The sequence below is a fragment of the Sinosporangium album genome (assembly GCF_900100605.1).
Lineage (GTDB): Bacteria > Actinomycetota > Actinomycetes > Streptosporangiales > Streptosporangiaceae > Sinosporangium > Sinosporangium album.
The window spans coordinates 1-20,157 of sequence record NZ_FNCN01000037.1; the positions used below are offsets into that span (position 1 = coordinate 1).

The following is a 20,157-nucleotide window of genomic DNA, read 5'->3' on the forward strand; positions in this document are numbered from 1 at the left end:
GGACCTACGGCTACCGGCGCGTGCACGCCGATCTGGTCGCCCGAGGAGTGCAGGCCGGCCCCGAGCTGATCAGGTCTCTGATGCGTGAGCTGGGCCTTCAGCCCTGCCAACCGCGGCCGTGGCGGGTCGGCCTGACTGAGTCGGACGGCGGCGGGCGTGCCGTTCCGGACCTGGTGCAGCGCGACTTCTCCGCCGATACGCCGGGGCGGAAGCTGGTCGGTGACGTCACTTACATAGAGACCTGGGAGGGCTGGGTCTACCTGGCCACGGTTATCGACTGCTTCACCAGGGCGGTCGTCGGGTGGGCCGTCGGCGACGATTACCGGACCCCGCTTATCGAGCGGGCGCTGGACATGGCCGCCCGGAACATCGGATTCTCCGAGGGAACGGTTTTCCATTCAGACCGTGGCAGCAACTATACCTCGCGGAGGTTCGCGGAGTTTTTACGCCGGCACGGTCTGAGGCAGTCATTGGGGCGAACGGGGAGCTGCTTCGACAACGCGTTGGCCGAGTCGTTCTTCGCCGCTTTGAAGAACGAGCGGGTTCATCGCACTGAATATCCCACTCGTGAGCATGCACGGCGCGACATCGCGCGCTACATAGAGCTTTGGTATAATTCCCGGCGTCGCCATTCCGCGTTGGGGTATCGGAGTCCGCGGCAGGTCTACGGCGAGTACCTGGAACGGCAGCAGGCAGCGTGAACTGACCACTAACTAAGCTGTCCGGAAACCTCGGGGCACATCAAGCAGCAGTAACGAGCTGCATGGGCTTGTACTCGGCGTCGCGAACGCGCCAGGGGTGATTGACGTAGAGCGCACCCGGTAACGCGGCAATCACACCCCCAAGGCCGAATCGAGACTGATCCGCCACCCAGCGGCCGGTCTGTTCGTCCAAGTATGGTGATGGCCGGAAGGGCGTCGGCCTTCGCCAGTACACCGACCGCACATCAGTGAGGTTGACGCGGCGTGTCGCTGTAGTGATCGAACCCGACATACCCTCAACTCCGAAATGGGCGTTCACCAGTGAATCACCGGGAAAGTCAGCCCCCGGGTCGAACCGCACGACCGGGATGCCCCTGTCGTGCAGTTCGACCAACACGAGATCAGCAGTCGGGTCATCCAGACACGTGACCGCCAGCACTGGTGACTGCAATGATCAGTCCGGTACGTGGTCGGTTACGGAGTCGGGCTTTGCGGGTGGGGGCGGCTTACCGTCCCCACCGTCCGGTCCCGCTGGCTGGGTTGCGGTGGACTTGTTGACGTTAGTCCCATGCTTCCCGGCTTCGATGACTTGCCCCATAGGGTCCACCCAGTTGCCTGCCTGCGTGACAGGGTCAAGCACGACACGGTAGTTAGGGGCTATCCCGTCGGGCGGCGGAAATGGGGCCATGCGAGAAATGCCCCATGGGACCACGGGTGAGTCATTCATCTTGCTTCCCTTCTACGGTATCCAGCCGATTGGCGTCGGCACGCTACGAGATTATGCACAAATTGGCTATGCCTCCTATCTGGGTGTTCGATCCTGACAACGGGAACTCTACGAAGGGGAGATCATGCTGTCCATAGGACTTGCTATGCCAATTTTGGTATCCAGGCGGCAATGCGTGAGCGTGACTTACGGCCTCGCTTCGAGCGTATTTTAGTGCATCACTCAAAGCGAGGCCGAGGGGCTGAGGTTGAGGCCTCTCAATCATGCCCAATCAACAAGAAACCACACCATCATGCGTGATTTGTCGCCGTCATGAGCGCCCCAGAAAGCCACGACTTGATCCACGAGCAAGAGTCCACGTCCGTTACTGCGGGTCGAGGTGGGGAGCTGTACAGTGGGCTTACTCTTCGATGAACCGTTGTCTGTGACCTCGACATGCAACGCTCCAGCAGATCGAGCGAGACGGACCGTTATCCGCCCATCAGATGATTGCCCAGACTGGGAATGGACGATCGAGTTCGTTACGAGTTCAGATAGGGCAAGGATGGCACTATCCAGCGCGGGGGCGGGAGCGGCACCTAACGTCTGGTCACGCAGCCAGCGCCGAGTTTCCGAAACCGTAACCCTTGTTCCGGGAAAGTCCCGCGTGTCGATTTCTTGCCAGAAAACCGAGCGTAATAAGTAGGAAGTTCTCAGCATTGGGCGGCCTGCCAGGTCCGTTTAGGGGGGTTCTCGTCGAAGGCCTTGATCCGCTGAAACTTGCTACGGCCCCACGCCAAGTACCAGTCTCGTCCCCTTGCGTAGGCCCTGCCCCTGAGGTGCCCCTCTCTACATCGGACCAGAAGAACTGGCGTTTCACGCTCGGCGAGTTCAACCGCTACGCATGCCATCGTGCGAAGCTCCCAAGCCACTCGCATAAGGTGAATGTACTGGTGTTCGCTCTCTCGCCGGTTCATCGCTCTGCCTTTCCATGTTGCTAGTGATCAAGATCGTAGGGTAATGCATATTTGATCACTATTCTGCCTAGGTATGGTCTATGGCTTCTGGATTCACCTGCCTCCTTGGTGCGGCATGACATAACTCAGGGTGCTGCCAAACTGGTCAGATATGCAGGCTGAACCCCAAACCAGTTCACGCCAAGCAAGGACAGGTGCGGTTTGGCATTGACCTAGGACCGGCATAGTCGCACGATGAGACCAACTCACCGATCTGAGGAAGGCGGCAAGTGAACAAGGAGCCCCCGCGTCCCCAGAGACGCCGCAGGCGCGTTTCGGTTCCGAGATGCGCCGATTTCGCGAAAAGGCACAGCTTTCACAGGAGGCCGTTGCAACCCGTCTGGGATGTTCGCAGACGCAGGTCAGCCGCTTGGAGATTGCCAAGCGGACCCCGTCAAAGGCTGACGCAGAGAAGTTGGATGATCTGTTCGGGACGACCGAAAGGCAATATTTTGTCGGTCTATACCGAAATATCACGTCGCCGGGCAGCCCCATTTGGTTCGCATCGTGGGCGGACAGGATCGAACCCGCCGCCGTCGTCATCCGGTCCTGGGACCCTCTCCTAGTTCCAGGTCTGTTGCAGACTCCGGCCTACGCCAGGTTCGTGCTCAGTCAGGAACCGCGCATCAGTCAGGAGAAGGTGGAGAGGAGGCTTCAGGCACGGTTACAGCGGCGCGAGATCCTCGACAAGGAAGAGCCTCCTCTGTTGCTAGTCCTAATGGACGTCGGAGTCCTTCGCCGCCCGGTCGGCGATGCCCAGGTGATGGCTGAACAACTGGCGTATCTAGTCGAAATCTCAGAGCGGCCCTGTGTCTCCCTCCAAGTTGTCGATGAACACTGCCTGGCTGGCTTCACAGGGCCGTTCATGATCGCTGAAATGCCTGGCGGGGAGCCCGACGTAGTTCACTCCGATTCTTCGACCGTCGGGCATGTGACCACAGACCACGCCCTCGTAACGTCGGTGTGGAACCGGTATGAGGCCATACGAGGTTGGGCCTATCCTGAACATGTAACACTTAAGATGATCAAGGACGTGAAGCGGGAATGGACCTGAGCGCTGCTGTATGGCGGAAGTCAACGCGCTCTGCCTCTAACGGGGGTCAGTGCGTAGAGGTCGCTGCCAACCTCCCGAACGTGATCGCGGTCCGTGACAGCAAGGACCCCGACGGTCACAAGCTGATCTTCTTGCCCGACGAGTGGAGGGCCTTCATCGCGGGAGTCAAGCACGGAGAATTCGACTGATGTAACGATAAGGGTTGGCTGGCCAGAGCTGTTCTGCCAGGTCAGCCCATCGTTCGCAGATCAGCTATCCGCTACGCGGTTGAAGCGCAGCCCGAGGGATCTCTGTCCGCAAGTGCTCGCCGCTTTGTGGCTGGGGCCTAGAACATTGCCTCCAGCGGGGGCCTCTGGCTCTGGGATGAGGGGGGTCGGTGGGGCAGTTCAGGCCCGTGCGGCTGAGGTAGGTGCCGGGTCATTCCCCGGCATCACATCGGGCGCCGGAACCCCACCGCCGCCAGCGCCGCTGAAACGATCGCGACGACCCCGCTGATCACCATCGCGGGCAGTACGGCTCCCGCCCCCGGAATGTCGAGCGCGAGGGCACGTGTCGCGTCGATGGCGTGCGTCAGCGGGTTGACCTGGGCGACCGCCGCCAGCCATGCGGGCAGGTCGGCCACGGGCACATAGGCGCTGGAGACGAACATCAGCGGCAGCACCGCGACGAGCGCGAGGTTCTGCATCGGTTCCGCCCGCCGCAGCCATGCCCCCGCGGCGATGAACGCCCACCCGAGCGCCCAGCTCATGAACAGCGTCAACCCCACGGACGCCGCCACCTCGGCCGGGCCGCCGCGCGGCGAGTAGCCGAGCACCCCGATCGCCAGCACCATGATCACGACAGCCTGTACGGTGCTGCGCGCCAGATTGGTCATGCTCCGCGCGACCAGCAGCGAACTCGGCGCGATGGGCAGCGACCGCAGGCGGGCCACGATCCCGTTCTTTAGATCGTCGACCAGCCCCACCCCCGACTGGACCGCCGCCTGGATGGCGTTGTCGACGAGCACCGCGGGCAGGACGTAGTCCAGGTAGCTCACCCCTGCGGGGAAGTGCGGCGGCGGCCCCATCTTGCTGAAGACCTGTGTGAGGACGAACAGGATGACCACTGGCTGCAGCAGCCCGAACAGGATCACGCCCGGGTCGGTGGCGAGCGAGCGCATGGATCGCGCGGTGAGGACGCGGATCTGCAGGAGGGGCGAACTGCCCTTCCAGGCCGGAGAGGTCGAAGAGGCCGGGGCGGCCGGAGAGGCCGGAGGGGTGGGTGTCGTCGCGGTCACGCGTCCGCTCCTTGCACGAGGCGGGCGGGATGCGGCCGGTGGCCGGCCAGGGTGAGGTAGACGTCGTCGAGGCTCGGTTCGCGGAAGGACAGCTCTTCGGCCTCGACACCCGCGTGGTCGAGTGCTCTGACCACCGCGGCGATGTCCTTCGACGCGTCGATGGGCACGACGATCACGCCTGTGTCCGGGCCGGCGACCGGCTCCATGGAGGCCCGCCGCAGCGCCTCGGCGGCGACGGCCGCGGTGTGCGCCCCGTCGAGGGTGACGACCACGGTCCGCCGGCCGACTCTGGCCTTCAGTTCGGCGGCGGTGCCGCCCGCGATCAGCGCTCCGGAGGACAGCACGGCGATCGAGTCGGCCAGCCGGTCCGCCTCGTCGAGGTATTGCGTCGTCAGCAGGACCGTGGTCCCTTCGGCGACCAGGTTCTCCACGATCTCCCACAGCGCCAGTCGGCTCGACGGGTCCAGACCGGTGGTCGGCTCGTCGAGGAAGACGACCTCGGGGTGGCCGACGAGGCCCGCCGCGAGGTCGAGCCTTCTGCGGAGTCCCCCGGAGTAGGTGCGGGCCCGCCGCGCCGCGACGTCGGTGAGGGCGAACAGTTCGAGCAGGTCGTCGGCTCGCGCCGCGGCAGCCTTGCGCCCGGCGCCGAGGAGCCTGGCGATGAGGATGAGGTTGTCGCGCCCGCTGAGCTGCCCGTCGACCGAGGCGAACTGGCCGGTGAGGCCGATCCGCCGGCGGATCTCCCGGGGCTTGCGCGCCACGTCGAACCCGGCGACGTAGGCGCGGCCGGATGTGGGCGGGACGGCTGCGGTGAGGACGCCGACCAGTGTGGTCTTGCCGGCGCCGTTGTGGCCGAGCAGGGCCAGGACGGTGCCTCTGCGGACGGAGAGGCTCACCCTGTCGAGGGCGCGCACGGCGCCGAACACCTTGGTCACCTCCTGCGCCTCGATCGCGATGTCTCCGTTCGGCCGGGGAGACGCGGCTGGGGTGATCATCGGTTTCTCCTTCAGCGAAGCCGTACGGCGAAGCCCTGCGGCCACCGGGGCTAGCCCGCGCCGTCCATCAGCCGGAACAGGTCCTCGTCGGAGGCGGCGTCGAGGTCGACGCCGCCCGGGCCGTTCCCGGGGCCGGCACCGAGGCGACGCGCGAGGCCCCGCAGCCGCGCGGCGTCGTCCGGGTCCAGGGGAGGGCCGCCGTCGAGCAGCGCCTCCAGTTCGTCCAGCAGGGCGGCCGCCGTACGTGGGGGCGCGGTGTCGGGCGTAGTGTCGGGTGCGAGGTCGCGCCGGAGGAGGCTCACCACGGACGCGGGCGTGGGGTGGTCGAACACGAGGGTGACGGGAAGCGCGACGCCGGTCGCCGCGCTGACCCGGTCGCGAAGCTCGATCGCGTTGACCGAGTTGACGCCCATGTCCGAGAACGGCTGGTCGGCATCGTCCCCGGCCGGTACGGCGCCGCCGAGCACGGCGCGTGTCTCCGCCATGACCAGGTCCAGCAGCGCCGCGCCGCCGTACTCCGCGCGCGGTGGCGCGACGGGTGGCGTGCGCGGGGCGGTGCCGTACGCGACCTGGGTGCCGCTCGTGAGCCAGTATGCCCGGCGCTGGAAGGGGTAGGTGGGCAGCGGCACCGGCCGCGCCCCCGGGAGGACGGCCGACCAGGACAGGTCCACCCCGTCGAGGTGCAGCCGCGCGAGCGCGGCGAGCACCTCGCGTTCCTCGTCCGCGTGCCGCCCGGGCAGGGCGGCCACCGCGGCGGGCCGGAGGCGACGGGTTCCCGCGGCGCACTCTTCGATCATCGGCGTGAGCGGGGCGGTGGGGCCGACTTCCAGGAACACCTCGGCACGCTCGTCGAGCAGGTGGCCGATCGCGTCGAGGAAGCGCACGGGGAGGCGCGCGTGCCGTACCCAGTGGTCGGGGTTCTTGGCCTCCTGCTCGGTCAGGGGGCGGCCGGTGAGGCCGGAGATCACGGGGATGGCCGGCGCGGCGAAGGCGAGCGGGCCGACCGCCTCGCGGAAGTCGGCCAGCATGGGGTCCATCAGGGGCGAGTGGAACGCGTGGCTGACGGCGAGCCGTGTGGTCTTGTGCCCGGCGGCGCGTATCCGGTCGGCGAGGTCCAGCAGCGGTGCCTCCGCGCCGGACAGTACGGCGGCGCGCGGACCGTTCACCGCCGCGATCGATGCGCTGCCGGCGAGGCCGCCGAGCCACGGCAGCAGGTCGCGTTCCGCCATGCGCACCGCCAGCATCGCGCCGCCCTCGGGGAGGGCGCCCATCAGGCGCCCGCGCGCCGCGACGAGGGTGCAGGCGTCTTCCAGGGAGAGGACGTCCGCCACGTGCGCGGCGGCGATCTCCCCGATGGAATGCCCCACCAAGGCGTGAGGTGTCACGCCGAACGATGTGAACAGCCGGAACAGCGCGACTTCGAAGGCGAACAGTGCCGGTTGGGCGTAAGCGGTGCTCTCCAGGAGCTTCGCATGCTCATCTCCCCACATCACAGAGGTGAGCGGCCGTTCCAGCAGGGGGTCCAGCGCCGCGCACACCTCGGACAGTGCCGCGCCGAATACCGGGAAGACCTCGGCGAGCCGGCGGCCCATGCCGTGCCGCTGGCTGCCCTGCCCGCTGAAGACGTAAACCGTGCGGGGGCCCTTCCGCCCCTGCGCCTTCCGGATCGGGGCGCCCTCGCCGAGCGCCGCGAGGCCCGTCAGCAGCTCGTCCCGGTCGGCCCCCACGACGAAGGCCGTGTGGTCGTGCCGGGCGCGGGTCGTGGCCAGCGCGTACGCCACGTCGCGGACCGGCAGCTCGGGGAGCTGCTCCACGTGGCCGGCCAGGCGGCGTGCCTGCGCCCGCAGCGCCGGCTCGCCGCGCGCCGACAGCACCCACGCCACAACCGCGCCCACAGCCGCGCCCACGGGCCCGGTCCGGCCCGCGGCCTCGGATGGGGGCGCCTCCTCCAGCACCACGTGGGCGTTGGTGCCGCTGATCCCGAACGACGACACGCCCGCGCGGCGCGCCCCTCCGGGCGGCGCCGGCCACGGCCGCTCCTCGGTCAGCAGCCGCACCGACCCGCCCGACCAGTCCACGTGGCTCGACGGCGCGTCGACATGCAGCGTCTTCGGCAGCACGCCGTGCCGCATCGCCATCACCATCTTGATCACCCCGGCGACACCCGCCGCGGCCTGGGCGTGCCCGATGTTGGACTTCACCGACCCCAGCCACAGCGGCCTGCCCGCCGGACGCGCCTCGCCGTACGTCGCGAGTACGGCGTGCGCCTCGATCGGATCGCCGAGCGCCGTGCCCGTGCCGTGGCCCTCGACGGCGTCCACATCGGCGGCGGCGAGCCCCGCCGCGGCCAGGGTCGCACGGACGACACGCCGCTGGGCGGTGCCGTTCGGAGCGGCCAGCCCGTTCGACGCGCCGTCCTGGTTGACCGCCGACCCCCTCACAAGCGCCATCACCGTGCGGCCGTCGCGCCTGGCGTCGCTCAGCCGCTGCAGCACCAGCAGCCCGACGCCCTCCGACCACGCCGCGCCGTCCGCCGCGTCGGCGAAGGACCTGCACCGGCCGGACGGCGACAGCGCCCGCAGCCGCGAGAACTCCACGAACGGGGCCGGTGTCGCCATCACCGCGACGCCCCCGGCGAGCGCCACGGACGACTCGCCCGCGCGCAGCGACTGGCACGCCAGATGCAGGGCCACGAGGGACGACGAGCACGCCGTGTCCACGGTCATCGCCGGGCCCTCGAAACCGAACGCGTAGGAGACGCGTCCCGCCAGCGCCCCGCCCGCCGTGCCCAGCCCGACCAGCCCTTCCAACTCCGGGGGAGGAGCGCCGGTGGCGTAGTCGCGGTACATCGCCCCCGCAAAGACGCCGGTACGGCTGCCGCGCAGCGCCGCCGGGTCGATCCCGGCCTGCTCCAGCGCCTCCCACGCCGTCTCCAGCATCAGGCGCTGCTGCGGATCGGTGGCGAGCGCCTCACGGTCCGAGAACGCGAAGAAGCCCGCATCGAAATGCCCGGCCTCGTGGAGGAATCCGCCTTCCCGCGCGTACGACGCGCCGGGACGATCGGGGTCGTCGTCGAACAGCCGCGCGAGGTCCCAGCCCCGATCCTCCGGAAAGCCGGACATGGCGTCGCCGCCGCGCGAGACCAGCGCCCACAGGTCATCGGGGGAGGCGACCCCGCCGGGGAGGCGGCACGCCATCCCGACCACCGCGATCGGCTCCTCCCACGCGCCGCCGGCGTCCGCCGTACGGTCGGACCCGCTCTCGTCCAGCCCGGCCAGCACCCGGGCCACCGCCATCGGATGGGGGTGGTCGTAGGGGAGGCTCACGGGAAGCGGCAGGCCCGTCGCCTCGGCCAGCAGCGCGCGCAGCCGTACGGCTCCCGCCGAGTCGACCCCCTGGGCGCGGAACGCCTCCTCGGCGTCGACCTGGTCGGCGTCGCGGCCCAGCACCTCGGCGACACACGCACGCACCAGGTCGAGCGCTTCGCCGAGGCCGCGGGGCCGTGCCTGGGCGCGCGGCGCGGCGGCGGCGTCGAGCATGTCCTCAAGGGCCCGGCGATGCAGCTTGCCCGCGGGGGTGCGCGGCAGCTCGCCGACCGCCACCAGCTCAAGCGGGATCTTGTAGTCCGCCACGCCGCGCTCGCGCAGGAACTCGGTGACCCGCGCCAGGTCGGTCCGGCCCGTCATGACCAGACAGGGGTACTCGCCGAGACGCGGATCCTTCTTGGCGACCACGGCCAGTGCGCCCGCGTCCGGAAGTCCGGCCAGCAGCCCTTCGATCTCGGTGACGTTGAACTTCCGCCCACCCACGTTGATCAGTTCGGCGGCCCTGCCGAGGAAGACGACCCTGCCGTCCGCGTCGAGGCTCGCGAGGTCCCCGGTGCGCAGCCACCCGTCGTCCGTGACCGCCGCGCGGGTCAACTCGGGTTCGCGGTAATAGCCGCGGAACATTCCCGGCCCGCGGAACTGCAGTTCGCCCGGTTCTCCTGCGGCGCACTCGGCGCCGTCGCCTCCCGCGATCCGGACCCGCGCACCCGGCGTCGGTCGGCCCACGCACCCGGGGGCCGTGTCACCGGGGTCACCGGGGTCACCGGGATCACCGGGATCACGGGTGTCGCCGGCGCGGGTGCAGGTGCCCGTGCCGACCTCCGACATCCCCCACACCACCACCAGGTCGGTGCCGAGCGCCGCGCGCACGTCGGCGGCGAGCGCCGCCGGTATCGCCGCCCCCGCCGTCCGCACCTCACGCGGGCGGAATCCCGCCGGCGAGCGGTCCCGTCTGAGCGCGGCCACGATGTCGTGGAGCTGCGCCGGCACCGCGACGACCAGGCTGGGCTTGGCCTGGCCCGCCAGCGCGAGGAAGCGGTCGGGGTCCCAGCTCCGCAGCATGACCTGCGGGCAGGCGGTGAACAGCGCCGCGTGCATGGACTGCAGCCCGAACAGGTGCGTCAGAGGGCAGGCCGTGATGACCGCGTCGCTGAAGGCGTCCGCTCCCTCCTGGGTGACGGCCGCGATGTTCGACAGCAGGCCGTCGTGGCTGTGCAGGCAGATCTTCGGCCGCGCCGACGTCGTCCCCGACGACGGAATCAGGACGAACGGCATGTCCGGCCGCACCTCCACCGCACGGGGAACACGGCCCGCCCACGTAGCCAGCAGACCGTCCACGGTGGTGGCCCCGTCCTCGCCCTCGCCCGCCACCACCACGGCCCGCAGCGACGGTACGCGCGACATCAGGTCCCGTACGGCGGGAGCCCGCTCCGCGCCGCCCTGCCGTACGAAGACCACGGGCTCCACACGGCCGAGCAGCGCCAGCGTGTCGGCGGTGCCGTTGCCCTGGTGCACGGGCATCGTGACCGCACCGACGGACGCCGCCGCCAGGTGCAGCGTCGGAAACTCCCAGCGGTTCGGAAGCTGCACCGCCACAACATCGCCCACGCCCACCCCGAGGTCCTGCAGAGCGCAGGCCAGGGCGTCGACCTCCGAGCTCCACTGCCGCCACGTCCACGCGCGATCCCCGTCGATCAGCGCGACGGCGTCGGGGGCGAGGCCGACGGCCGTACTGAAGACCCCCGGCAGCGTGTAGCCGCTCAACCCCGGGCCGGAATGGGATGGATCATTGGAGTCGGACGGATCGAACGTGTAGTCACCGGCATGGACGGACACCAGCACTCCCCAGAAAGCCGGCCATCGAGTGGTTCAGCGGCGCCCCGCCGCGGGGCGGCCACACCGCCGACGCCGTGGCGACGGCCGGCGCGGACTTGTGCCTGGGAATCTCGGCGGCGAGCAGGGCCAGCAGCGGCGCCGCCTTTACCACCGTCTCCTCGAACTCGTCCGCCGGGTCCGACAGCGCCGTGATCGCGCCGCCGACCCCGTAGCGCAGCCGGTCGCCGCTCAACACCACCGTGCGGATGACGATGCTCAGATCGACGGCCCCCGACAGGGAGAAGTAGCCGATGGCCCCCGAGTAGATGCCGCGGGGGCCCGCTTCGAGCCGGTCGATGATCTGCATGGTCCTGATCTTGGGCGCTCCCGTCATCGAACCCCCGGGGAAGGCCGCCCGCACCGCGGCCACCGGGCCCGCGTCGGCCCGCAGCCGCGCCCGAACCGTGCTCACCAACTGGTGGACGGACGCGTAGGTCTCCACCTGGAAGACGGGGTCGGCCGTGACCGTGCCGACCTCGGCGCACCGCCCGAGGTCGTGCCGCACCAGGTCGACGATCATGAGATTCTCGGCGCGGTCCTTCTCACTGGTCCGCAGGTCGGCGACCATGAGAGCGTCCCCGGCCGGGTCGGCGCCGCGGGGCCTGGTGCCCTTGATGGGCTTGGACTCCATGGTCCCGAACCGGTCGATACGGAGAAAGCGCTCAGGGGAGGTGCTGAGCACCGCGAGCCCGTCGAAGTCGAGGAACGCCGCGAACGGGGCGGGGCTGACACGCCGCAGGTAGCGGTAGGCGTGCCACGGGTCGAGGTCTGTCTCGGCCTCGATCATGTTGGTGAGGCACACCTCGTAGCTCTCACCCGCGCGGATCTCCTCGTGGCAGGCGTCGATGAGTTTGAGATACGCCTCACGGTCATGCCTGAGCCGCAGCGCGCCCCCGCCGTGCGGCGGCGGCGTGCCGCAGGGAGCGGGAGCCAGGCCCGCCAGCGCCGCGAGCGCCGACGACGTCGAGTCGAGCCACGCGCGGGCCGCGGGCACGGAGCCCTCGTCGGCGAGAGCGAGAAGATACGTGGTCTGCGTACGGTGGTCGAAGACGACCGCACGGTCGGCGAAAACCATGACGGCGTCGGGGTCGGGCGACCGGTGCGCCCGCTCGCCGTCGCATTGGGCCTTCAGCTCGTAGCCCAGGCAGCCCACCCAGCCGAGCGCGAAGTCGAACGGCAGATCGGGCGTGTCCACCCGTATCGACCGCAGATCGCGATCCAGCCAGTCCAGGAACGCACTGTCGACGACCTGCCCCTCGCTTCCCCCCTCGCTTCCTCCCTTGCTTACCGCCGCCACGGTCACCGTCCCCTGCGACACGTCCGCCGTCGCCACCCGGGCCAGCGGCCCCGACGCGTCGCCCATCACCGAGATGTGCCCGAGCGCCCCGCCCGGCCTGCTGCTGTCGAGCCAGAAAGGGTGGCTGCCGGAGCGGAAGAGCCGATCGAAGACCACTTCGGGATCAAAGCGGGTGGGGAGGTGCTCGACCAGCACCCGCAGACACCGCGCCGTACGGTCACCGCCGCCGACCGCCCGCTCCGACGCCCTCGCCGCGGGGGTGGGGGACGGCCTGCGGCGCAGCGCGCGGCGCTCGGTCAACGTGCGGAAGTTGGACAGCAGGCGGCGCCCCGCCTCCGTCCCGATGGACTCCGGGTGGAACTGCACCCCCCACAGAGGCAGTCCGCGGTGGCGCAGCGCCATGATCACGCCGTCGTCGGCGGCCCAGGCGGTCGGCTCCAGGTGCGAGGGAAGCCGCGTGACCGCGAGCGAGTGGTAGCGGATGACCTCCATGGGCTGAGGCAGCCCCTCGAACAGGCCGGTGCCGCTGTGCCGTACCAGGGAGGAGCGCCCGTGGCGCGGTGCCGGCGCTCGCTCCACCTCCGCGCCGTGCACGAGAGCCATGCCCTGGTGCCCCAGGCATACGCCGAGCACCGGCACCCGGCCCTCCTCGGCGATCTGCGCGCAGAGCCCGAAATCGGCGGGCCGGTGCGGTGTGCCCGGGCCGGGCGACAGGACCACGTTGTCGAACTCGTCGAGGAGCTCCGGCCGGAAGGCCGGGTCGTCATTGCGGATCACCTCGGGCTCCCGCCCGTTGACCTCGGCCAGGTAATGGAAAAGGTTGTAGGTGAACGAGTCGTAGTTGTCGACGAGCAGCGTGCGCATCAGAGCGCCTCGAATTCGCGCGCGATCTCCTCGCACACCGCCGGCTGGTGCTCACTGAGGAAGAAGTGGCCGCCTGAGAACACCGCGAACCGGAAAGCCCCGTCCGTGTGGCCCTCCCATGCCCTCGCCTCGGCGAGCGACGTCCGCGGATCGGCGTCGCCCGTGAGCACGGTGATCGGGCAGCGGACCCTGCGGCCGGGAACGCACGCGTAGCTTTCGATGGCGCGGTAGTCGCCGCGGATCGCCGGCATCGCCATGCGCATGATCTCGTCGTCGTCGAACAGGCGCACGTTCGTGCCGTTGAGCAGCATGAGCTCGGCGATGACGCCTTCGTCGTCACGGCTGTGCACCGTCTCGGCGCGCGTCGTCGACGGAGCCCTGCGGCCCGAGGCGACCAGCGCCCTCGGGGCGTGGGTCCCCTTCCGCTCCAGCCGCCACGCCGTCTCGAAGGCCAGCACCGCACCCATGCTGTGGCCGAAGAAGACCGTGGGTCTGTCCTCCAGACCGAGCAGCTCATCGGTGATGAGGTCGGCCAGAACGCCGATGTCCTCCACGCAGGGTTCTCTGCGCCGGTCCTGCCGCCCGGGATACTGCAGGGCGATCACGTCGACCCCGGGGGAGAAGTGTGTGGATACAGGGCGGTAGAAGCTCGCCGATCCGCCCGCGTGGGGGAAGCAGACCAGCCGGACGGGAGCGGACGCTCCCGGATGGAAACGCCGCAGCCATAGGGCCGCGGGATTGCCCATGCCGTTCACAGAGGTCGGTCCTTTCACAGGGAGGGTGGTGCTTGCGGGGCTGAACCTGGGGAAGCCCGGGCGGACTGGGAGAACCGGTCTGACCGGTCCCGTCGGACCGGTCAGACCGGTTCGATGGGACCGGTCGCTAGGCGCCGGGCGCGGCTGCGGGACCCCGCCGCGCCCGGACACCCGGCTCAGCCGTCGTCGACGACGACGCCGTCGTGACCTCGGCCGTCTTCGCGGCCCTGACCGTGGTCGTGGTCGCGGCCCTGGCTGTGACCTTGGCCGTGGTCGTGCACGGTGATCGCGTGGGAGGGGCACAGCTCAACGGCCTGCCGTACCGCGTCGCGCTCGCCCGGGTCGGGCGCGAACGTGAGGGCGGTGACCAGCCCCTCGGCGTCCTGGTCGAACACCTCGGGCGCGGACAGCACGCACTGCCCCGCCCCAACGCAGCGGTCGCTGTCGACGCTTATGCGCATGCTTGTCTCCTCGTGGTCCCCGCGGTCGGCTGCTACCAGCGGACCGGCAGCTCGTGCAGGCCGCACAGCACCCCATCGTGCTTGAACGGCAGCTCCTCGACCGGCACCGCCAGCTCAAGGCCGGGGATGCGCTCGAAGAGCCTGCGGTAGGCGATCTCCATCTCGACACGGACGAGGTTCTGGCCCAGGCACTGATGCACGCCGTACCCGAACGCCACGTGGTGGCGCTCGGTCCGCGCCGGGTCGAACGCGTGCGGGCAGGTGAACACCTCCGCGTCGTGGTTCGCCGCGGCGACCAGCGGGATGATGCCCTCGCCCGCCCTGATGAGCTGGCCCGAGACCTCGACGTCCTCCACCGCCACCCGCAGCGACACCAGATCGGCCACGGAGTGGTAGCGCAGCGTCTCCTCGACGACCCGGCCGTCGCCGACCCACGCGGGGTTCAGCAGCAGCGTCACCACCCCGAGGGCGATGTTGTTGGCGGTGGTCTCATGGCCGGCGATGAGCAGGAGCATCAGCACCCCGGACATCTCCTGGGCGCTGAGCGTCCCCGTCGCGAGCAGCCTGCTGATGAGGTCGTTCCCCGGCCACTTCTCCTTGATCGCGACCAGCCGGTTGATGTAGCGCAGCAGCTCCTTGGTGGCCGTGTCGCGCTGCCGATCGGTCGACGCGCGGATCGCGACCAGCGTGCGCGTCCGCGACTCGAAGAACTCCCGGTCCGCCGGAGGCACGCCCAGCAGCGTCGAGATGACCAGCGACGGCACCGGCAGCGCGAAGTCGGCGACCAGGTCGGCGGTACGGCCTCCGGCCAGCAGGGCGTCGATCCGCTCCTCGACGATGCGCTCGATCGCGGGCCGCATCTCCCGGACCCGCCGCACGGTGAACTCGGGGATGAGGGCTTTGCGGAACCGGTCGTGCTCGGGGGAGTCCAGCCCCACGAACCAGCCGGGGATCTGCTCCTGCCGAGGCACGCCCATCGTGTCGCTGATGTTGGGAAAACCCGTGTGGTCCGGATTCGAGCTGATCTTCTTGTTGGTGAGTACGGCACGGACATCCTCATGCCGCGTCACCAGCCACACCCTGTTCCCGTTCGGAAGATAGGACAGGACGAGCCCCGGGTGCCGGCGGTAATCGTCATAGCGCGGCGGGGGGAACGGCTCGCCCGGCCTGCGCAAGGGGAAGTCGACCACTCTCGGCTGAGCGCCCGTCATTTATTGAGCTCCATCCTGATCGAGGCATTGTCCGCGGGGGAGTCACTGAGGAAGGTCGTAGAAAGCGCGAATCCGTCCTGTCACGTACTCCTGGTCCGCGGCGGTCAGCGAGGTGTACGTGGGGAGGTACAGCCCGTCCTCGCTGAACCGGTTCGCTTTGAGCGACGGCCAGCCCGGGTCGTAGTAGCCGGGCTGGCGGCTCATCGGCTTGAAGAACACCCGCGTCTCGATGCCCTCGGCCGCCAGGAAGGCGCACAGCTCGCCCCGGCGCTCCGCACGCACGTCGTACATCCACAGCACATCCCGGGGCGGCATCAGCGTGATGCCCGGGATGTCCTTCAGGCCCAGGTCGTAGCGGCGTTCGATCTCACGGCGCGCGGCCAGGATGTCGTCGAGCCGCTCCACCTGGGCGAGCGCCACGGCCGCCTGCATGGCCGTCATCCTGAAGTTGTAGGCGAGCTTCTTGTGCAGGAAGTTGTGCTCGGAGGAGAACGCCATGCCCCGCAGGTGCGCCATCTGGGCGGCGAGCCTGGGGTCGTCGGTGAGGCAGATCCCGCCCTCTCCCGCAGTGATGATCTTATTGGCGAACAGCGAGAAGCAGGCGATGTCGCCGACCGGCCTCACGCCGTGGGCCTCGGCGGAGTCCTCCACGACACGCAGGTTGTAGTTGAAGGCGATGTCCATAATGGCCGGCATGGCGCAGCGCCGCCCGTAGATGTGGACCGGCATGATGACCTTGGTCCGCGGGGTGATCTTCTCCTCGATGCGCGACACGTCGATGTCGAGGTCGTCCCCGCAGTCGACGAAGACGGGCGTCGCACCGGTATACGTCACCGCCCACGCGCACGCGATCATGGTGAACTCCGGCACGATCACCTCGTCGCCCGGCCCGACGCCGAGCGCCCGCAGCGCCAGCGTGAGGGCCGCGGTCCCCGACGAGCAGGCCACGCCGTGCGCCACCCCGTTGTACTCCGCGAACGCCCGCTCGAACTCCCGGACCCGCGGCCCCTGCGAGGAGATCCAGCCGCCGCCGACGGTCTCGGTGACATATTCGAGTTCCCTGCCTTCAAGGCACGGCTGTGAAACGGGATACCTGTATGGCATGAGCCTCTCGTATCGTCGTTGGTCGCTCCGGGACGGCTCCGCGGCGCGTCCGGTCGGCGTCCTCACCGCGGGGCCGGTCCTCACGACAGGGCCGGGTGTCACGACAGGGCCGGCAGGTCGAGCACGAGGTCGGCCGCGGCCGTACGCCCGCCCGCTTGGCGCTGCAGCTCCCCGAGATGCTGGGAGCGCTCCCGGAATGACCTGTCTTCGACAACTCGAGTGATCTTGTCGACCACATCGTCGGGATCGACGTCGTACGGCCGGTCCAGGGTCAGACTGATGCCGAAGTCCTGGCCGCGGACAGCCTGGTCGAAGCAGTCCACCCAGAGCGGTCTCACGATCAGGGGTTTGCCGAAGTACACCCCTTCATGGAAACCGTTGCCGCCGCCATGGGTGAAGAACGCTTTGACATGGGGATGGGCGAGCACGTCGAGCTGCGACGGCAGCCAGCTCTCGATGCGCAGATTGGCGGGCATCGCGTGTCTGGACGGCAGCCGATGCTGCTGCTCCTTCGGGAGCTTCCAGAGGAACTGGTGCTTCCCATCCAGCCTGCGGGCCACCTCGACCAGCGCGCCGACGTGCGGACGCGTCAACCTGGTGATCGTCCCAAAGCCCATATAGACGACGGACGACTGGGCGTCGAGCCACCGTGCCAGGTCGCCATCGCCGTCCGGTGCCTCCGGCAGCGGCGGCAGCAACGCGCCGACCAGCTTCACCTTCTCCGGGACGGTGAACGGGTAGTCGAGCTCCGCGATGGAATTGCACAGCACCATCTCCGCTTTCTCCACCCGTGTCAGCGGGTCGGGCCGTGGAAGATTGAGCCGTTTACGGATCCTGGCATCCTCGGAAAGGACCCTGCCGAGGGCCGGATTGAAGAACATCGCCATGGTCCGCAGTTTGAACATTCGGTTGTGCATGCGCTGACCGAAGTTCATGGGGAACGGAAGTCCCGAGTGAGGGACGGGGAAGTCCCTCGGCGTATACGACGGGCGGAACGGATTGTACGACGTCAACACATTGCTGGGGAGGAATGGAACGCTCAATACATAGGGGATGCCCCGCGCGATCGCCAGGTCCACGGCGAAGCCGCTCATGCTGTCGATCACCATGAGGGCCGGTTTGATTTCCGCCACGACCGATTCAAGCCGCCGGTATTTGTCGGCCTGCAGATCCGGCCGGTAGGACTGCCTGACGACGGCGCGGTGCGCCCTGAACCGGGAGGACTGCGTGATCTCGTCGTAGACATCGTCGTCCCAACTCACCGCCGACAGCTCCGAGAACACCTCGCCCAGCGACGCGAACTCCACGCGAGCACGGGCCGCGAGCCGCCCGACCTCCCCGCGGCGGGGCTCGTCGGTGGCGAACCACAGACCGGGCACACCCCTGCGCGCCAACTCTCCCGCGAGCACCAGCAACGGGTTGAGCAGGCCGCTTTCAGGAAGACTGACGAAAAGGATCGGCCGCTGGGCGGTGCTCATCGCGCTCCTCGGGGCGAGTCCGAATCGGTGGCTGCACCCCAATGTGGTCTCACGGGCAGCGCAGGGAAATCCTTAGACTCGCCGCCGCCGGCTCCGCCGTACCGTCGGCACACGCGTCGCACCGGGGCGCCGGTCCGCCGTCCTCCTTGGCGTCGGCCGCGGCGGCACGTCTGGCCGGCGTGCGGCGGCAGGAGGAGCGGCGGGTGCTCCGCGACGGCCCGAATGCTGTTCTTGATGCATTCCATATAGCGGGGGGTGTGGCCTTGATGTCTTCCATACAGTCGTCGTTCTGCTTCTCGGGTACGCTGATCTGGCATTGGTCGAATCAGGTCCACGTTACGGCCCGTGCATTTGCCGGCGCATTCGTCGGCTTTTGTCGGAACAGGCCGGAGCGGCGATTCACTCCCGGCGCATCCGGGGTACGAGGGGGTTCCTCATCGTTCCCGACGGGGTTTTCAGGTTCGATTCTCGCGGTGTTCGGCGACGGGCGGCGGGAAAAGGTGAAGAGCGTGAAATCCGATGGGTCGGCGGGTGCGGCAATGATTATCGCGCATTGTTCGTCCGAAGGTCGCACGGGCCTGATCGCATGTCTGCGCGGCGAGAATTCCCGATGCCGCCCGGCCCGCGGTGGCGCGTGTGGCCGCCCATCGGGCCCGGCGTGCCCTGCTGCGGGGAGACCCGGTTCCGCAGCGGCCGTGCGCCGGGGCCGCTGCGTCCATCGGGGGCGCGCCGGCGGCCGGGGGCCGCGAGCTGGAACCGCGCGCCCCGCGGTGTCGCGCCGTGTCCTGGGCCTCGGTACGGCGGTCGCGGCAAGAGGTCCAATTGATCCTGAAAAGCGGCTGAATTCCTGCTCGGTCTGCCCCTGGGGAAATCCGTGTGGGATTCCTTTCCGGGGCCTTCGCGCCACCGCAATGCGTTCATTCTGCGCGAATCGGAATGGCCTGCATCACAGTCTCCCTGCCCGCTTAACCGTTCTTGGCGTAACGCCGTACTCGCCGCCCTAAATGGTGTCAATGGCATCCGGACGGGAAAGCCAGCCGGTCAAGCTGTGGTAAAGTCGCGGCGGCGCAGTGACCTGCGGGGAAGTAGAGGCTTACCGATCCGGTCCGGTGAAGTTCCGGTTGCGGTCAAGGGGGCTTCACTGAAGTCGACGCGTCTCCCGTGCGAGATGAGAGCCCGTTTAATCGTGCGTATCAAGGGTTGATTGCGGTGGCGCAAGGGCATGGTGTTGTGCAGAATTCAACCGGCAATATGTCGTCGGGAAGGGAAAGGGGTTCATTTGTGATTAACGTTCCCGCGCTGGTGGGCTTAGCGCAAAACATCACACAAGGTCCCAAGTCCGACCATGCCAGCTCGGCAGTGGACCATCCGCTCTCCCACCAGTCCGGCCTCACCATGGTGTGCCTCGACCGGAACCTCGCCATCCAGCAGGCCAACCAGGAGTTCTTCCGGATGTTCGGCGGATCCTCCCTGGAGCTCTGCGGTCGCGCCTTCACCGATCTGGTGCATCCCAGCGTCCGCCAGCCGCTGCTTCGCCAGTTCGCCTCCCTCCTGGAGGGCAGGCGTGACCGTTTCGCCGCGGACGTGATCGCCGTAGGGGGAGACGACACGGCTTTCACCGTGCCTGTGACGGCTTTCGCCGTACGTGGAGGAACGCCTGACGTGTTCGCGATCCTGGTGCTGATGTCGGAACGTGAAACCGGAGACGTCGGGGTCGTCACGAACCGCAAGAAGATCCTCAGTGAGATCGACGCGCGCATCCTGGAAGGGATAGCGGCGGGGGTCTCCACCGTGCCTCTGGCGTCGCGCCTGTACCTGAGCCGGCAGGGCGTCGAATACCACGTGACCTGTCTGTTCCGGAAACTGCGAGTCCCCAACCGGGCGGCGCTCGTCTCCCGCGCCTACTCGATGGGGGTGCTGAAAGTCGGCACCTGGCCGCCCAAGGTCGTGCAGGACTTCGTCAAATGAGGCCGGGCTTCCCTCTCCGACACGGAAGATCGAGGCCACGGCTCGGGCTCCGCGCCTGACCGAGCCGCCA

General features: G+C 68.8%; 16 protein-coding genes. 4 read left to right on the forward strand and 12 right to left on the reverse strand.

Features of this window, described 5'->3' with window-relative positions:
• The coding region (locus BLQ73_RS26150) for an IS3 family transposase (RefSeq protein WP_143020446.1) at window positions 1-701 on the forward strand (701 nt) is incomplete at its 5' end.
• 40 nt (window positions 702-741) lie between these two features.
• On the opposite strand, the gene BLQ73_RS31730 is transcribed toward BLQ73_RS26150, so the two are convergent.
• The 3 genes from BLQ73_RS31730 to BLQ73_RS35150 form a co-directional block, all read right to left on the reverse strand.
• The gene (locus tag BLQ73_RS31730) at window positions 742-1,140 is read right to left on the reverse strand and encodes an MvdC/MvdD family ATP grasp protein (RefSeq protein ID WP_143020447.1); all 399 of its coding nucleotides are present in this window, start codon (window positions 1,138-1,140) and stop codon (window positions 742-744) included.
• 15 nt (window positions 1,141-1,155) lie between these two features.
• Window positions 1,156-1,428 carry a putative ATP-grasp-modified RiPP gene (locus tag BLQ73_RS35145; protein WP_093174423.1) on the reverse strand — a complete coding sequence of 91 codons (273 nt, stop codon included), beginning with the start codon at window positions 1,426-1,428 and terminating at the stop codon, window positions 1,156-1,158.
• 261 nt (window positions 1,429-1,689) lie between these two features.
• Window positions 1,690-2,127: an ATP-binding protein gene (locus tag BLQ73_RS35150; protein WP_093174425.1), complete on the reverse strand. Its 438-nt coding sequence runs from the start codon at window positions 2,125-2,127 to the stop codon at window positions 1,690-1,692.
• Between the two features lie 510 nt (window positions 2,128-2,637).
• On the opposite strand from BLQ73_RS35150, the gene BLQ73_RS26165 reads away from it, so the two are divergent.
• Together BLQ73_RS26165 and BLQ73_RS26170 are read left to right on the forward strand one after the other, a co-directional pair.
• Window positions 2,638-3,477 (forward strand): helix-turn-helix domain-containing protein, encoded by an 840-nt coding sequence (locus tag BLQ73_RS26165; protein WP_275936325.1) that lies wholly within the window; start codon window positions 2,638-2,640, stop codon window positions 3,475-3,477.
• Window positions 3,468-3,665: a DUF397 domain-containing protein gene (locus tag BLQ73_RS26170; RefSeq protein WP_093174429.1), complete on the forward strand. Its 198-nt coding sequence runs from the start codon at window positions 3,468-3,470 to the stop codon at window positions 3,663-3,665. Before BLQ73_RS26165 ends, BLQ73_RS26170 begins: the two co-directional genes overlap by 10 nt.
• Window positions 3,666-3,907: 242 nt before the next feature.
• On the opposite strand, the gene BLQ73_RS26175 is transcribed toward BLQ73_RS26170, so the two are convergent.
• The 9 genes from BLQ73_RS26175 to BLQ73_RS26215 form a co-directional block, all read right to left on the reverse strand.
• On the reverse strand, window positions 3,908-4,753 hold the full coding sequence (locus tag BLQ73_RS26175; RefSeq protein WP_093174431.1) for an ABC transporter permease: 846 nt from the start codon (window positions 4,751-4,753) through the stop codon (window positions 3,908-3,910).
• A complete protein-coding gene (locus BLQ73_RS26180; protein WP_093174433.1) occupies window positions 4,750-5,748 on the reverse strand; it encodes an ATP-binding cassette domain-containing protein in 999 nt (332 codons plus the stop codon). Before BLQ73_RS26180 ends, BLQ73_RS26175 begins: the two co-directional genes overlap by 4 nt.
• 50 nt (window positions 5,749-5,798) lie before the next feature.
• Window positions 5,799-10,910 (reverse strand): type I polyketide synthase, encoded by a 5,112-nt coding sequence (locus tag BLQ73_RS26185; RefSeq protein ID WP_218126023.1) that lies wholly within the window; start codon window positions 10,908-10,910, stop codon window positions 5,799-5,801.
• Window positions 10,891-13,110, reverse strand: a complete 2,220-nt coding sequence (pabB, locus tag BLQ73_RS26190) for an aminodeoxychorismate synthase component I (protein ID WP_093174435.1) — start codon at window positions 13,108-13,110, stop codon at window positions 10,891-10,893. The genes BLQ73_RS26185 and pabB overlap by 20 nt, the downstream gene beginning before the upstream one ends.
• A complete protein-coding gene (locus BLQ73_RS26195; protein ID WP_093174508.1) occupies window positions 13,110-13,856 on the reverse strand; it encodes a thioesterase II family protein in 747 nt (248 codons plus the stop codon). The genes pabB and BLQ73_RS26195 overlap by 1 nt, the downstream gene beginning before the upstream one ends.
• 185 nt (window positions 13,857-14,041) lie before the next feature.
• Window positions 14,042-14,326, reverse strand: a complete 285-nt coding sequence (locus BLQ73_RS26200; protein WP_093174437.1) for a ferredoxin — start codon at window positions 14,324-14,326, stop codon at window positions 14,042-14,044.
• A gap of 32 nt (window positions 14,327-14,358) precedes the next feature.
• Window positions 14,359-15,537: a cytochrome P450 gene (locus BLQ73_RS26205; protein ID WP_093174439.1), complete on the reverse strand. Its 1,179-nt coding sequence runs from the start codon at window positions 15,535-15,537 to the stop codon at window positions 14,359-14,361.
• Between the two features lie 42 nt (window positions 15,538-15,579).
• The gene (locus tag BLQ73_RS26210) at window positions 15,580-16,641 is read right to left on the reverse strand and encodes a DegT/DnrJ/EryC1/StrS family aminotransferase (RefSeq protein WP_093174441.1); all 1,062 of its coding nucleotides are present in this window, start codon (window positions 16,639-16,641) and stop codon (window positions 15,580-15,582) included.
• A gap of 98 nt (window positions 16,642-16,739) precedes the next feature.
• On the reverse strand, window positions 16,740-18,119 hold the full coding sequence (locus BLQ73_RS26215; protein ID WP_093174443.1) for a glycosyltransferase: 1,380 nt from the start codon (window positions 18,117-18,119) through the stop codon (window positions 16,740-16,742).
• A 1,359-nt stretch (window positions 18,120-19,478) separates the two neighbouring features.
• On the opposite strand from BLQ73_RS26215, the gene BLQ73_RS26220 reads away from it, so the two are divergent.
• On the forward strand, window positions 19,479-20,087 hold the full coding sequence (locus tag BLQ73_RS26220) for a LuxR C-terminal-related transcriptional regulator (protein ID WP_218126024.1): 609 nt from the start codon (window positions 19,479-19,481) through the stop codon (window positions 20,085-20,087).
• Window positions 20,088-20,157: the final 70 nt, after the last annotated feature.

Bases quoted from the DNA above. Each gene is read 5' to 3' on its own strand.
- BLQ73_RS35145 (WP_093174423.1), bottom strand. From the start codon at position 1,428: ATGAATGACTCACCCGTGGTCCCATGGGGCATTTCTCGCATGGCCCCA.
- BLQ73_RS35150 (WP_093174425.1), bottom strand. From the start codon at position 2,127: ATGCTGAGAACTTCCTACTTATTACGCTCGGTTTTCTGGCAAGAAATC.
- BLQ73_RS26170 (WP_093174429.1), top strand. From the start codon at position 3,468: ATGGACCTGAGCGCTGCTGTATGGCGGAAGTCAACGCGCTCTGCCTCT.
- BLQ73_RS26180 (WP_093174433.1), bottom strand. From the start codon at position 5,748: ATGATCACCCCAGCCGCGTCTCCCCGGCCGAACGGAGACATCGCGATC.
- pabB (WP_093174435.1), bottom strand. From the start codon at position 13,110: ATGCGCACGCTGCTCGTCGACAACTACGACTCGTTCACCTACAACCTT.
- BLQ73_RS26195 (WP_093174508.1), bottom strand. From the start codon at position 13,856: ATGGGCAATCCCGCGGCCCTATGGCTGCGGCGTTTCCATCCGGGAGCG.
- BLQ73_RS26200 (WP_093174437.1), bottom strand. From the start codon at position 14,326: ATGCGCATAAGCGTCGACAGCGACCGCTGCGTTGGGGCGGGGCAGTGC.
- BLQ73_RS26205 (WP_093174439.1), bottom strand. From the start codon at position 15,537: ATGACGGGCGCTCAGCCGAGAGTGGTCGACTTCCCCTTGCGCAGGCCG.
- BLQ73_RS26210 (WP_093174441.1), bottom strand. From the start codon at position 16,641: ATGCCATACAGGTATCCCGTTTCACAGCCGTGCCTTGAAGGCAGGGAA.
- BLQ73_RS26215 (WP_093174443.1), bottom strand. From the start codon at position 18,119: ATGAGCACCGCCCAGCGGCCGATCCTTTTCGTCAGTCTTCCTGAAAGC.